Source organism: Polaribacter sp. 11A2H, from assembly GCF_011379025.1.
In the GTDB taxonomy this organism is placed as follows: domain Bacteria; phylum Bacteroidota; class Bacteroidia; order Flavobacteriales; family Flavobacteriaceae; genus Polaribacter.
In genome coordinates, this window is the sequence record NZ_WTLD01000005.1 from 259,392 (window position 1) to 273,982 (window position 14,591).

10 protein-coding genes are annotated in these 14,591 nt (G+C 31.1%); 6 read left to right on the forward strand and 4 right to left on the reverse strand.

Annotated features, from left to right (window positions below; all coding sequences use genetic code 11):
* Nucleotides 1-11: 11 nt before the first annotated feature.
* From GQS58_RS08730 to GQS58_RS08750, 5 genes are all read left to right on the forward strand, one after another.
* Nucleotides 12-2,789 (forward strand): bifunctional aconitate hydratase 2/2-methylisocitrate dehydratase, encoded by a 2,778-nt coding sequence (locus GQS58_RS08730; protein ID WP_166384922.1) that lies wholly within the window; start codon nt 12-14, stop codon nt 2,787-2,789.
* A gap of 415 nt (nt 2,790-3,204) precedes the next feature.
* Nucleotides 3,205-5,472, forward strand: a complete 2,268-nt coding sequence (locus GQS58_RS08735) for an aconitate hydratase (protein WP_166384924.1) — start codon at nt 3,205-3,207, stop codon at nt 5,470-5,472.
* A gap of 64 nt (nt 5,473-5,536) precedes the next feature.
* Complete coding sequence (locus tag GQS58_RS08740; RefSeq protein WP_166384926.1) at nt 5,537-6,232, forward strand: peptidoglycan DD-metalloendopeptidase family protein; 696 nt, start codon at nt 5,537-5,539, stop codon at nt 6,230-6,232.
* A 68-nt stretch (nt 6,233-6,300) separates the two neighbouring features.
* The gene (locus GQS58_RS08745) at nt 6,301-6,972 is read left to right on the forward strand and encodes a Crp/Fnr family transcriptional regulator (RefSeq protein WP_166384928.1); all 672 of its coding nucleotides are present in this window, start codon (nt 6,301-6,303) and stop codon (nt 6,970-6,972) included.
* A gap of 75 nt (nt 6,973-7,047) precedes the next feature.
* Nucleotides 7,048-7,962: an anti-sigma factor gene (locus GQS58_RS08750; RefSeq protein WP_166384930.1), complete on the forward strand. Its 915-nt coding sequence runs from the start codon at nt 7,048-7,050 to the stop codon at nt 7,960-7,962.
* Nucleotides 7,963-8,077: 115 nt separating this feature from the next.
* Here GQS58_RS08750 and GQS58_RS08755 read toward each other — a convergent pair whose 3' ends face one another.
* The 3 genes from GQS58_RS08755 to GQS58_RS08765 all read right to left on the reverse strand — a co-directional run bounded on the left by GQS58_RS08755 (nt 8,078) and on the right by GQS58_RS08765 (nt 11,695).
* Nucleotides 8,078-9,259 carry an aspartate aminotransferase family protein gene (locus tag GQS58_RS08755; RefSeq protein WP_166384932.1) on the reverse strand — a complete coding sequence of 394 codons (1,182 nt, stop codon included), beginning with the start codon at nt 9,257-9,259 and terminating at the stop codon, nt 8,078-8,080.
* Between the two features lies 1 nt (nt 9,260).
* Nucleotides 9,261-10,904 carry an OstA-like protein gene (locus GQS58_RS08760; protein WP_205860411.1) on the reverse strand — a complete coding sequence of 548 codons (1,644 nt, stop codon included), beginning with the start codon at nt 10,902-10,904 and terminating at the stop codon, nt 9,261-9,263.
* 80 nt (nt 10,905-10,984) lie between these two features.
* The gene (locus GQS58_RS08765) at nt 10,985-11,695 is read right to left on the reverse strand and encodes a DUF542 domain-containing protein (RefSeq protein ID WP_166384934.1); all 711 of its coding nucleotides are present in this window, start codon (nt 11,693-11,695) and stop codon (nt 10,985-10,987) included.
* Nucleotides 11,696-11,964: 269 nt separating this feature from the next.
* Here GQS58_RS08765 and GQS58_RS08770 point away from each other — a divergent pair, with 269 nt between their 5' ends.
* Entirely contained in the window at nt 11,965-13,401 is a 1,437-nt protein-coding gene (locus GQS58_RS08770) for a pyridoxal phosphate-dependent decarboxylase family protein (RefSeq protein WP_166384936.1), read from the forward strand.
* Here GQS58_RS08770 and GQS58_RS08775 read toward each other — a convergent pair.
* Nucleotides 13,370-14,590 carry a hypothetical protein gene (locus GQS58_RS08775; RefSeq protein ID WP_166384938.1) on the reverse strand — a complete coding sequence of 407 codons (1,221 nt, stop codon included), beginning with the start codon at nt 14,588-14,590 and terminating at the stop codon, nt 13,370-13,372. The genes GQS58_RS08770 and GQS58_RS08775 overlap by 32 nt on opposite strands.
* Nucleotide 14,591: the final 1 nt, after the last annotated feature.

Sequence of the window (14,591 nt, forward strand, 5' to 3'; positions counted from 1 at the left end):
AGATTTCTTTCATGAGTATTTATAAAGACTACCTTAAGCAGATAGATGAACGTAAAGAACAAGGACTTCATCCACAACCAATTGATGGTGCAGAATTACTAAGCAAAATCATTGAACAAATTAAAGATTTAGAAAACGAGTACAGAGAAGAATCTTTAAACTTTTTTATCTATAATGTTTTACCAGGAACTACAAGTGCTGCTGTAGTGAAAGCTAAATTTTTAAAAGAGATTATTTTAGGTGAATCAATCGTAAAAGAAATTACAACTTCTTCTGCTTTTGAGCAATTATCACACATGAAGGGTGGACCATCAGTAAAAGTGCTATTAGACTTGGCTTTAGGAGCCGATGCTGCCATTGCAAAACAAGCTGCAGATGTTTTAAAAACACAAGTTTTTCTTTATGAAGCAGATACAACACGTTTAGAAGAAGCATTTAATAAAGGTAATAAAATTGCAATAGATATTATAAAAAGTTACGCGAAAGCAGAATTTTTTACAAAATTACCAGAGATTGATGAAAAAATAGATGTAGTAACATTTATTGCTGGAGTTGGTGATATTTCTACAGATTTATTGTCTCCAGGTGGTGATGCTCACTCTCGTTCAGATAGAGAATTACACGGTCAGTGTTTATTTGAACACAACATTGCACAACAAAACGAATTAAAAGCAGTACAAGCACAACATCCTGATAAAAGAGTGATGTTAATTGCTGAAAAAGGAACAATGGGAGTTGGATCATCAAGAATGTCTGGTGTAAACAACGTAGCATTATGGACAGGTATTAAATCTAGTCCGTATGTACCATTTATTAATATTGCGCCGGTAATTGCAGGTACAAATGGTATTTCGCCTATTTTCTTAACAACTGTTGGGGTAACTGGTGGTATTGGTTTAGACCTTAAAAACTGGGTACAACAAAAAGATGCAGAAGGAAACACGATTCGTGATGCAAATGGAGACCCTGTTTTAAAAGAAGAATATTCTGTAGCAACAGGTACTGTACTTACTATTAATACCAAAGAGAAAAAATTATATAACGGAGATACAGAATTAAAAGATATTTCTGCAGCATTTACACCACAAAAAATGGAGTTTATGAAAGCAGGAGGTTCTTACGCTGTTGTTTTCGGTAAAAAATTACAAACCTTTGCTTCTAAAGTATTAGGTATAGATGTAGTGCCAGTTTATGCACCATCAAAAGAAATATCTATTGAAGGGCAAGGATTAACTGCTGTTGAAAAAATATTCAACAAAAATGCTGTTGGTACCACTCCAGGAAAAACTTTACATGCAGGTTCAGATGTTCGAGTAGAAGTAAACATTGTAGGATCTCAAGATACTACAGGTTTAATGACTTCTCAAGAATTAGAAATGATGGCTGCTACAGTTATTTCTCCAATTGTAGATGGAGCATACCAATCTGGTTGTCATACAGCTTCAGTTTGGGATGATAAATCGAAAGCAAACATACCAAGGTTAATGAAGTTTATGAACGACTTTGGTTTAATTACTGGTCGTGATCCTAAAGGGAAATATTTTCCAATGACAGATGTTATCCATAAAGTACTTAACGATCTTACAGTGGGTGATTGGGACATCATTATTGGTGGAGATTCTCACACACGTATGTCTAAAGGTGTTGCTTTTGGAGCAGATTCAGGAACGGTTGCCTTAGCATTAGCTACAGGTGAAGCTTCTATGCCAATTCCAGAATCAGTAAAAGTTACTTTTAAGGGACAAATGAAATCTTATATGGATTTCCGTGATGTAGTACACGCTACACAATCTCAAATGTTAAAGCAATTTGGTGGAGAAAACGTTTTTCAAGGAAGAATCATAGAGGTTCATATTGGAACATTGACTTCAGATGAAGCATTTACATTTACAGATTGGACTGCAGAAATGAAAGCAAAAGCTTCTATCTGTATTTCTGAAGATGATACTTTAATTGAATCTTTAGAAATTGCCAAAGGTCGTATCCAAATCATGATTGATAAAGGAATGGACAATGCAGGTCAAGTTCTTAAAGGTTTAGTAGACAAGGCAGAAAATAGAATTGTAGAGCTTAAAACAGGAATTAAACCTTCTTTAAGACCAGATGCAAACGCTAAATATCACGCAGAAGTTGTGATTGATTTAGATGAAATCGCAGAACCAATGATTGCGGATCCAGATGTAAATAATGATGATGTTTCTAAACGTTATACACACGATAACATTAGACCATTATCTTACTACGGCGGAACTAAAAAAGTAGATTTAGGTTTCGTAGGATCTTGTATGGTTCACAAAGGTGATATGAAAATATTAGCTCAAATGTTAAAGAATGTTGAGGCTCAATATGGTAAAGTAGAATTTAAAGCGCCTTTAGTTGTTGCACCACCAACCTATAATATTGTAGATGAGTTAAAAGCAGAAGGAGATTGGGATGTTTTAGTAAAATATTCTGGTTTCGAATTTGATGACAACGCACCAAAAGGAGTAGCACGTACTGGATATGAAAATATGTTGTATTTAGAGCGTCCAGGATGTAACTTATGTATGGGGAATCAAGAAAAAGCAGCACCAGGAGATACTGTAATGGCAACATCTACACGTTTATTTCAAGGAAGAGTTGTAAAAGATTCTGGAGAGAAAAAAGGAGAATCTTTATTATCATCTACTCCAGTAGTTGTATTGTCTACAATTTTAGGTAGAACACCAACTATGGCAGAATACGAAGCAGCTGTAGACGGTATCGTTTTAACTAAGTTTAAGCCATCTCAAAAACAATTAGTGAGATAATCTAAAGATTAAAAATTATATTAAAAAGTCTGAGTTTTATACTCAGACTTTTTTTTTGCTCTTATTCATAGAAAAGTTATTTAAAGTAGCTCCGACCTGCAAGGTTTCCAAAACCTTGTAGAATGGTATACATATAATTTGTGGGTTACCACTCCTAAAAAGTCGTGGTCGGGCTTTTTATTACAATCTTTTTGTTCATACTTCTCAAAAAGGATTTCCATTTCAATCCCTAACCCGAGCTATTAGCATTTATGGAAGTAACAGCTATTTCCGAGCAACTATTTTCTATCAAAATTTTCTATTTCACTATCAGTATTAAATCTTTAGTAAGGAGCATTCAGTTATAAAAAATAGTAGATATTTTTGTATCTTAGTGTACTAATAAATATTAACCACTAAATTAGATATAAATCTTATGGCATTTGATATTAATATGATTAAAAAAGTGTATTCTAACGTAGTAGAACGTGTAGATGCAGCTCGTAAACTAACAGGAAAACCTTTAACTTTAGCAGAAAAAATCTTGTATTCTCACTTGTGGGATAAAACTACTAACAAAGCATTTGTTAGGGGAAAAGATTATGTAGATTTTGCACCAGATAGAATTGCTTTACAAGATGCAACTGCACAAATGGCATTATTGCAATTTATGCAAGCAGGTAAAAGTAAAGTTGCTGTGCCTACAACAACACATTGCGATCATTTAATTCAAGCTAAAAATGGAGCAAGTTCAGATTTACAATCGGCTCTAAATACAAGTAACGAAGTTTTTAATTTCTTAGAATCGGTTTCTAATAAATACGGATTAGGTTTTTGGAAACCAGGAGCAGGAATTATTCATCAAGTAGTTTTAGAAAATTATGCATTTCCTGGAGGAATGATGATTGGTACAGATTCTCACACAGTAAATGCTGGTGGTTTAGGTATGGTAGCTATTGGTGTTGGTGGTGCAGATGCTGTAGATGTAATGGCAGGTATGGCTTGGGAATTAAAATTCCCTAAATTAATAGGAGTGAAGTTAACCGGTAAATTATCTGGTTGGACTGCACCAAAAGATGTTATTTTAAAAGTAGCAGGTATTGTTTCTGCAAAAGGAGGAACAGGAGCTATTGTAGAATATTTTGGTGAAGGAGCTACTTCTATGTCTTGTACAGGTAAAGGTACTATTTGTAACATGGGTGCAGAAATAGGAGCAACCACATCTACTTTTGGGTATGATGAATCTATGGAACGTTATTTACGTGCTACAGATAGAAGTGATGTTGCAGATGCAGCCAATGAAGTAAAAGACTATTTAACAGGTGATGCAGAAGTATACGCTAACCCAGAAGAATATTTCGATCAAGTTATAGAAATTAATTTATCAGAATTAGGGCCTTTATTAAACGGACCTTTTACACCAGATTTATCTACAGAAGTAGGAACTGATATGGCAAAAGCGGCTAAAGATAATGATTGGCCATTAAAAGTTGAATGGGGATTAATTGGTTCTTGTACCAACTCTTCTTACGAAGATTTATCAAGAGCTTCTTCTATAGCACAACAAGCTTTGGATAAAGGGTTAAAAATGAAATCGGAATTAGGAATAAATCCTGGATCTGAAAAAGTAAGATATACAGCAGACAGAGATGGTATTATTGGCATCTTTGAAAAATTAGATGCTAAAATATTTACCAATGCTTGTGGACCTTGTATCGGACAATGGGCTCGTTATGATGATCCAAAAAATGCACCTAAAAATAGTATTGTACATTCTTTTAATAGAAACTTTGCTAAGCGTGCAGATGGTAATCCAAATACACATGCTTTTGTTGCTTCACCAGAATTAACAGCTGCTATTGCTATTGCGGGTCGTTTAGATTTTAATCCAATTACGGATACATTAATCAACGAAAACGGTGAAGAAGTAATGTTAGATGAACCAACTGGTTGGGAGTTACCTCCAAAAGGTTTTGAAGTAAAAGATGATGGTTATTTAGCACCAGAAAAAGATGGAAGTCATGTACAAATTGCTGTAAAAGATGATTCTGACAGATTACAATTATTAGAGCCTTTTACGCCGTTAGGAAATGATTTAACAGGTGTAAAATTACTAATAAAAGCATTTGGTAAATGTACAACAGACCACATTTCTATGGCAGGACCATGGTTGCGTTATAGAGGGCATTTAGATAATATTTCTAATAACTGTTTAATTGGAGCTGTAAATGCTTATGGTAAAAAAACAAATTTTGTTAAAAATCAATTAACAGGCGAGTTTGGTGGAGTGCCAGATACAGCAAGAGCTTATAAAGCTGCAGGAATTAAATCTATTGTGGTTGGAGACCATAATTATGGTGAAGGTTCTTCTAGAGAACATGCTGCTATGGAGCCAAGACATTTAGGTGTTGCTGCTGTTTTAGTAAAATCTTTTGCTAGAATACATGAAACCAACTTAAAGAAACAAGGAATGTTAGGTTTAACATTTAATAATGAAGCAGATTACGATTTAATTCAAGAAGATGATACGTTTAACTTTTTAGATTTAAATGAATTTGCACCAGATAAAGCTTTAACTATAGAGGTTGTACATGCAGATGGATCTAAAGATATCATTATTACAAACCATACCTATAATCAAGGTCAGATTGAATGGTATAATGAAGGTTCTGCCTTAAACTTAATTAAAAAAGAAAATGCTTAAAATTTAAGTATTTTAAATATAAAGCTCTCGGAGAAATTCGAGAGTTTTTTTGTTCCCTACAATTATGAATACAGAAAAATTCAATCAGTTTTTAAATCAAATATCTAAAGAACCTTTAGCTGTAATTGATGTACAAATTTCTTTAGAGAGTTATTATCCTATCGCAATTTCTTCTCAAAATAAAGATTTATTACAATTTGATATCTCTTCTTCTTCGGAATGGGAAACATATATAAAATCATTTTTAGAACAAAACAAAGCTAAGGTAGCTTTTGGAGGTTATTTAGAAAAAAGAAATATTTACGATAGAAGCGAATATTTTAAAAATCAACTAGAAAATGAAAAAAGAAATATTCATTTAGGTATAGATTTATGGTGCGGTGAAAACACCAAAGTTTTAGCAGCTTTAGATGGGGAAGTTCATAGTTTTAAAAATAATAAGAATTATGGTGATTACGGACCAACAATCATTTTAAAACATCAATTAGAAAGTCAAACTTTTTATACCCTATATGGACATTTAACGCTAGCATCCATAGAAGATATAAAAATTGGAGACTTGGTTTTAAAAGGAAATATTATTGGGTATTTAGGAGATTCATCTGTAAATGGAGATTATGCACCGCATTTACACTTTCAAATAATTAGAGATTTAGAGGGTAATTCTGGTGATTATCCAGGAGTTTCATCCGAAGAAAATATAACGTTTTATAAGAAGAATTGTCCTGATCCAAATTTATTGTTAAAGTTTTTGGTTTAATTTATTAAATTTTGTAAGCTATTACTATGTTTTTAGACTTACTAAAACCAAAACTGAAACTCTTTTTTATGAATAACCTATGGTTTTTTGATAACGTAAATTTATTTAATCTTCTTTGTCCGCATAAATTTAAAGAATACAAAGAGTGTCATACTTTCGATGCTTATAAAAAGAGCGATTATATCTATTTTGAAGAAGACACGGCAAGTAAAATTTATTTAATTGAAAAAGGAAAAGTAAAACTAGGATATTATAATGAAGATGGTACAGAAGTAGTTAAGGCTATTTTAACCAAAGGAGAATTGTTTGGAGAAAAAGCCATTTTAGGAGTAGAAGTTAGAAATGAATTTGCTCAATCTGTAGATGCATCCACATCAATCTGCCCAATAGGAGTAGATACGATGCACGATTTAATGCGTGATAATAAAACATTTAGTTTAAAAATTTATAAGTTTCTTGGGCTCCGTTTTAAAAAATTAGAAAGAAGATTACAATTAATTTTATTTAAAGATACCAAAACACGTTTTTTAGAATTTATGAAAGAACTCTGTGAAGAGTTTGGTTATGATTGTGAAAAAACAGGAGATAAGGTTATTGAACACCCATATACACAGAAAGATATTGCATCATTAATAGGTACTTCTAGATCTAACTTAAATGTATTAATGAACGAGTTAAAAGAGGAAAGTATTATCACTTTTAATAGAAAAGAAATAAGATTACTTCAAAAAATAGCTTAAGTGTTCGCTAGCTAACATTTCAAGATGCTTTAAACATATAATTTTGTCATCAACATTAACATAAATATTAATAAGATGAAAAAAATTTTAAATTTAGCATTCGCATTTGCACTTGCAACTACTTTTGTAGCTTGTAGCGACGATGACAACAACAACAACATTGTACCAACAACAGGAGATTTAACAGTAGACTTTACAGGTTTAGAAGAATTAGGAGCTGATTTCGTTTACGAAGGATGGTTAATTGTAAACGGAAGCCCAGTAAGTACAGGTACTTTTACAAGTGTAACTTTTCCGCAAACGTATACTGTTGGTATTGATAATTTACAAGCAGCAACAACTTTTGTTTTATCTATTGAACCTGCAGGAGAAACTGGAGCAGATGCTTTAGCACCAGCAGCAACGAAGCTTTTAGCTGGTAACTTTTCTGGAGACACAGCAAGTGTAAATTCTGATAACATTGTTGTTGATTCTAGTGGAGAAATTAAAGCTTTAGGATCTTCTTGGGGAAAATACTTTTTAGCAACACCTACAGATAATGATGATAGCAATGAAGCAAGTGGAATTTGGTTTTTAGATAACACAACGCCTCCTGCTGTTGCCGGTTTAGGATTACCAACTTTAACAGATGGATGGAAATATGAAGGATGGGTAGTTTTAAACGGAACACCAGTAAGTACAGGTACTTTTACAGCTGTAGATGCTGCAGATGATAACGCTGCAACTTCACCTTATAAAGGGGCTGTTGGAAATGGACCAGGTTTTCCAGGAGAAGATTATGTAATGGGGTCTGCTGCAGGTGTAGATTTTCCTACAGATTTAAAAGGAGCAACAGTAGTAATTTCTGTTGAACCTAGCCCAGATAATAGTCCAGCACCTTTTACGTTAAAGCCTTTGGCACATGTTGTACCAGCAGATGCAGATAACCATACCGTAATTTCTATGGGAGCAGGACCAAAAGCAGTTTTATCTGGAAGTGTAATAAGATAACAGAAAAAAAATATAATCTACTATTATGTTAATGGTTGATTTATTTGAAGGGCAATTATAGTTATATAATTGCTCTTTTCTGTTTATAAAAAGGTTAGATTAATTTATAAAAAACTTATTGGGTTACTTCGTCAATAGTTTTTAAAATGATATTGCAGCCTTTTATTATTTCTTCATCAGAAATGGTTAATGGAGGCGTAATTCTCATTGCTTTTTCTTCAAACAATAAAAAGAAAAGAATTAACCCATTTTCTAAACATTTCAAAATTACTTTAGAGTTTAATTCGGGGCTTTCTAAAATGGCAGCTAACATTAATCCTTTTCCTCTAATCTCTACAATTGAAGGATGTACCAAATGTTTTCTAATCAATGCTTCTTTGCGTAACGCTTCTTTAATAAAGTTATTCTGAGTAATTTCTGTTACAGTTGCTACGGCTGCTGCAGAAATAACAGGGTGACCTGCAAATGTAGAAATGTGTCCTAATTTAGGATTGTCTTTTAATAAACTCATCATTTTAAAATCAGCAATAAAAGCACCAATTGGCATTCCACCACCTAAACCTTTCCCTGTAATTACAATATCCGGAATTACATTGTAGTTTTCAAATCCCCAAAATTTACCTGTTCTTCCAATACCTGTTTGTATTTCATCTAAAATTAACAAAGCACCAACCTCTAAACAGCGTTGTTTTATTTTGGTTAAAAAACCATTTTTAGGTTCAATAAAACCAGCACCACCTTGTATGGTTTCTAAAATTACGGCTGCAGTTTTAGAAGTTATTTTATCTATTTCACTTTCATTATTATATTCAATAAATCTTGTACCAGGTATTAAAGGTCTAAAAACTTGATTCTGTTTTTCTACGCCAGAAACACTCATAGACCCCATTGTATTGCCGTGATAAGAGTTTTTTGCAGCAATTATTTCGGCTCTATTGGTAACTCTTTTGGCTAATTTTAAAGCACCTTCTGTAGCTTCTGTTCCTGAGTTTGTAATATAAACTGCGTTTAAATTCTCTGGAGAATTTTGAGCTAATAATTTACATAATGCTACTTGTGGCTGCTGTATAAACTCGCCATAAACCATAACATGCGCATAAGAATCTAATTGATTTTTTATGGCATTTGTAACTTTTGGGTGATTATGACCTAAACTGTTTGCAGAAACCCCAGCTACAAAGTCTAAATATTCTTTACCCGAAGTATTATAAATATAACTTCCTTTTGCCTTAGATATTTCTATAGCTAATGGGTGAGGAGTAGTTTGTGCTTGGTATTTAAAGAAGTCTTTTTTCAACTTATTGTTTTTTAGGAGAAATAGCTGATTTTGGTAATTTAATCTTTTTTTTGTCTTTAAGAACCTTTTTCTTACTCAGAAGGTCAGAAATTTTTTCGACTTTATTTTCTGTTTTAGAAGAAGATGTGTTTTTATCGTCCTTTATAAAGATGTCTTCCATCTTTTTAGGCTGTTCATCTTCTCGCCAAATAAAACCTTTTAACTCTCTAACATCATCTGGTAATTTAGAAGGAGGGTAAGTATCTCCATCAGATTTTTTTAAATACTTTATGGTTTCAATTTGTCCTTGGTCTAAAGTAAATTCTATATTACTAGATATTTCTTTTGTTATGGTTTCTAAAACATTGGTTTCTGCATTTCTATTAAAATAAACAGATTCTGCATTTCCTTTTACCAGAAGTAAGTGCAATTTATTTTCCTTAAACTTCCCAAACATATTTCTACCTTTAATTTGGTTAAAGTCTTTGTTAGAAATAGAATCTTTAGAAACTATAAATGAGTTGTTTAATACCTTTAAAGAGTCTAGTTTTTGGGTTTCTACATTAGAAAGCAGGTGAATTGTATCTCCAGTAATTTGATTTTGATCTGACCAAATTACAGGGTTTTTAAACATTTTTGTCAAGCCAGTTTCTTGATTTGTGTGTATAGAATCGCACTTTCCTTGTAAATCAGATTTAAAGATTTTTACATTATGGTAGGTTCTTACAATTCTTTTATCCGGTTTACCGGTAACCAAAAGAGTATCTCCATGAATAAACATAGAATCTTTATCTATAATAGAAATAGCTACAGCCTTTTTAATGATATATAATGAATCTTTTAATTCAAATATTTCGGCATAATTACCTCTTGTTATAAAGTTTTGAACGGTGTCTATAACTTGAATATTATTGGTGGCAGAAGCAAACCCTTTTCTTTTATCATAATACAAACTATCTCCCTCTACAGTTCTTTCTTTTAAATAGAGTTTGGCATTTTTAACAAAATGAGAAACATCTGTTTTGGTATTATAGAATCCTTTTTCACAATAAATTCTATTATCATTTTCTGTATTTGTAATAGTCGTTGGCCCGTATAAATAGGTTAGTCCAGAGTTTGTATAATAATCTAAATGATCAGATTCTAGATGATGTTCTGGGTTTACTACGGTAACTCTTGTAGTTGCAGTAAACTTTTTATCTTCTAAATAAAAGTTTCCATTTTTACTTTTTAAAGTATTTGTTTGGTCTTTTATGGTAGCGTAATTTTTGTAATATAATTTCTGATTTAATCGATCAAAATGCAATGTATCCGTTGTTAAGGTCATTGTTGGGTCTTTTAAAACCACATTTCCCCAAGAAAGCGCTTGTTTAGAATTGGCATTGTAATCTGTATAACTACTCGTTTGAGTAATTGTGTCTCCTTGTTTAATTAAGACATTACCAATAGCTCTAAAAAAGTTTTTATCTTTATAGTATAAGGCTTGTTGACTAGTTAAAATAATTCCATCATGAATCATTTTAACATTACCAATTAGTAGTGTTGCTCCAGGATATTTTTCCTCATCAGCTTCTTGCTGCTCTGCATAATATTCTATTTTTCTGTTTTCTTGAGAAAAAGAAACGAAGGATGAAATAACAAGAAATAAAAAAAGTATTCTTTTCAAAATGATGAATTTTAAGCAAAAATAATGAAAAGAAAATGGCTATGTATTAAAGAAAACTAAAAATTGGTTGAATTAAGCAATCAAAGTATTAATAAAGATTGCTCTAACTTTTTTGCTTTAGGAAATAAGATATTATTTTCTATATGAATATGATTGTTTAATAATTCTTCAAATTGCTGTAATTTTAGGTATAAGACTTTAAAAGAGATACATGCATTTTCTGGAATCTTATAATTATTGGTTAGTTCAGCTATTTTTTTAAATGTTTTACTCACTTTTTCATGATCATCTTCTATAATATCAATAGGTCTGTTTAAAGGAGAATTAGATGTATTAGTCACTATTTTTTTAGTATTCGCCTTAATAAGTTTCTTTATATAAGGAAAAATAATGCATTCTTCATTTTTCATGTGCTCTAGAACACTATCTGCAATTTCTAATATTAACAGATTAATTTTTATAAGTTCTTTGTATTCTTGCCCATAGATAGCAGTTACTTTTTTTCCATATTCTTTTAAGAATAATATATTTTCTTCTTTATACTCATGTTGAATATTCACTAAAAAATCAATTAAAAAATCTAATTTCCAAGAATTATAATCTTTCAAATAGTAAACCTTATCATTTACTGCTTTTAAATCCTTTAGAATGTGTTTTAAATTGGTGTTTTTTTCTTCACAAGCCTTACTAAGTAACATGTTTCCATGAATACTAAAGTCTATTTTATATTTTTTAAAAACGGAGGCAGTATTTATGTTCTCAATAACTATTGTTGCAATACTTTTATTCATTAGGTCCTTCACAATAATAGGCTTTGAATTTCTAACAAATATTGTATTATAATTAGGGATAAAAAATGACTTTTGTCACTTTTTTACATAATTATAGATATTTGTATTAAAACGATATCATTTTCGGATAAGTAGATGTTAAATGATGAATAAAAATCATTTATTCATAACGTTAAAATGAAGTTTTTGGGGCTTACTATTGAGATAAAACAACTTTTATCTTCAATAAAAGTTTAAGTTGACGTAATTTGCGACAAAATTATTTTAGAATGAAATCACCCTTTTACTTAACAAAAGAAGAAATGCAGTCTTATGGCTATAAAATAGTAGATACTATTGTAGACCATTATACAGAAGAAGAACATAAAAAGCCAGTAATTAAGGCTTCTAGAGAAGAAATGGACTCATTATTTTTAAGTGAAGCTCCAGATAATGCTACAGATGCAAATGAAGTATTAGATTTTGTGGTAGATAATGTGTTGCCAAACAGTAATATTTCTACGCATCCGAAATCTTTTTCTTTTGTACCTGGCCCAAGTAATTTTATAAGTACCATGGCAGATTCTTTAGCAACAGGTTTTAATATTTTTTCTGGCGGATGGATTGTTTCTCCTGCAGCTGCAGAACTAGAAATTGTAACTTTAAATTGGTTGTTAAAAATGTTCGATTTTCCTGTAACTAAAGGAGGCGGAATTTTTACAAGTGGGGGTTCTATGGCTAATTTAACAGCCTTAACAACAGCGAGAAGAGTAAAATGTGGCGATGATTTTTCTAAAGGCGTTATTTATTTATCAGACCAAGCACATTCTTCCAATATTAAAGCAATTCGTGTTTTAGGCTTTAAAAAGGAACAGATTAAAATAATTCCGACAGATTTAGAGTTTAAGTTTAGTATGAATAAACTTAAAAATGAAATTGCAAGAGATCAGTTAGAAGGCAAAAAACCATTTTGCATTATTGCATCTGCAGGTACTACCAATACTGGTACTGTAGATCCTTTAGACGATTTAGCAGACATCTGTGAAAAAGAAAATCTTTGGTTTCATATAGATGGTGCTTATGGTGCTGCTGCAATTTTATCTAAAAAAGGGAGTAGAATTTTACGCGGAATAGAACGTGCCGATTCTTTAACGGTAGACCCTCATAAATGGTTTTTTCAACCGTATGAGATTGGTTGTCTACTAGTAAAAGATGCCTCTTGGTTAAGTAATACTTTTAGTGAAAAACCAGAGTATTTAAGGGATATTGAAGGAAATGAGTCTGAAATTAATTTTTATGATTACGGAATTCAGTTAACTAGAAGGTTTAGAGCTTTAAAATTTTATATGTCTATAAAAACGTATGGTCTAAATGCATTTAAGAAAGCCATTACCTATAATATAGATTTGGCTGATAAAACTGAAGACATCCTAAGAAAAAGTAAAAACTGGGAAATTGTTTCTCCGGCTACTTTAGCCATTATTAACTTTAGATATAATCCACTAAATAAAGATTTAACAGAAGAAGAAGTAGATAGATTAAATCAAGAAATTTCTACGAGAGTGGTAGACTCTAGAGAAGCCTTTTTAGTAACTACTGTTTTACAAAGTCAAGTAGTAATTAGAATGTGTTTAATAAACCCTAAAACAACGTTAAAGCATGTTACAGACACTCTAGACCAATGTGAAGTATTTGCTAAACAGGTTCTTTTAGATTGGAAAAAGTAGGTTTTATATTCGTAATAAATATTCCTAAAATACCAATTGGCATCAATACAGAAATCAGTACTAATATTGTATAATAATTATTAATGATAGATAATTGCTGCCAATTGCAAAATCCTTTATAGAATATTAAAATTTCAGAAAAAAGAAAACCAATTAAGTAAATGCTTATCCAAACTTTGGGTAATTTTAATAGTTTGTTTTGATGTAAAAAAAACAAGATACTTAGGCTTATAATACCCAGAAAAACAAGATGTAAATACCCTATAACAAAGTCTCTTATTTGATAAGATAAGGTTGCAAAATAAGGGATTACCGTAATAGATTGCATTAACGTTTTTAGAGTAAATAATACAAAAATAAAGCTGATTAATCGGTAGAAAAAAGGTGTTGTTTTTTCTTTTAAAAATGATTTTTGATGCTTAATTAGTTGATAAAATTGTATTAAAGCAAAGAATTGAGTAAGTACTCCTAATAGCGCTAATATATAAATAGTTACATGTGGTTTAACCCATAAAAAAGACAGTGGTAAAGTAAACACACAACCCCATAACATCAATCTATAAAAAGAAACAGCTTTTTTCTTAGGAATAATGCTGTGATGCTTCTCTAAAAATGAAAAAAAGAGTCCTAATAAACAAAAAATAAACCATCCATTATATTGAAAATGTAAATAGAAATAAATAGCATTTTTATACCAATGAGATGTACTACCTAAGGTATTCATAATTATTCCTAAAGACCAAGGGCCAATACTAGAAATAATCATAAATAGTAGCGATGTATTTATAAATTTTAAAGCAGAACTATCTTTGTCTAAATTATTGTTTTTTCTAAAAAAAGCATAAAACCAATAAGAGCAAATTATAAATAATGTAGAAAAAATAATAGAGAATAAGGCGTAACCTGTAATCGGAAAACTAATAAGCATTCCTACAATAGTAACTTGGGTGAACAAAAATAATTTTGTGTATTTTCTTTTAGCTTCTTCTTTTATATACAAGTAAAATAGTAAGCTTGTTAAACCTATATATACCCAACCTAACAGAGCTACATGAGAGTGGGTGTGTACAAAAAATTTATAATCAATATTTATATCAATAATAGGAAAAAGACGTAATAGAATACCTAACGAAGAAGCAATTAATAAATACAAAAGTGCGACAAAACTTTGTGTTTTGGCTTTCATCATT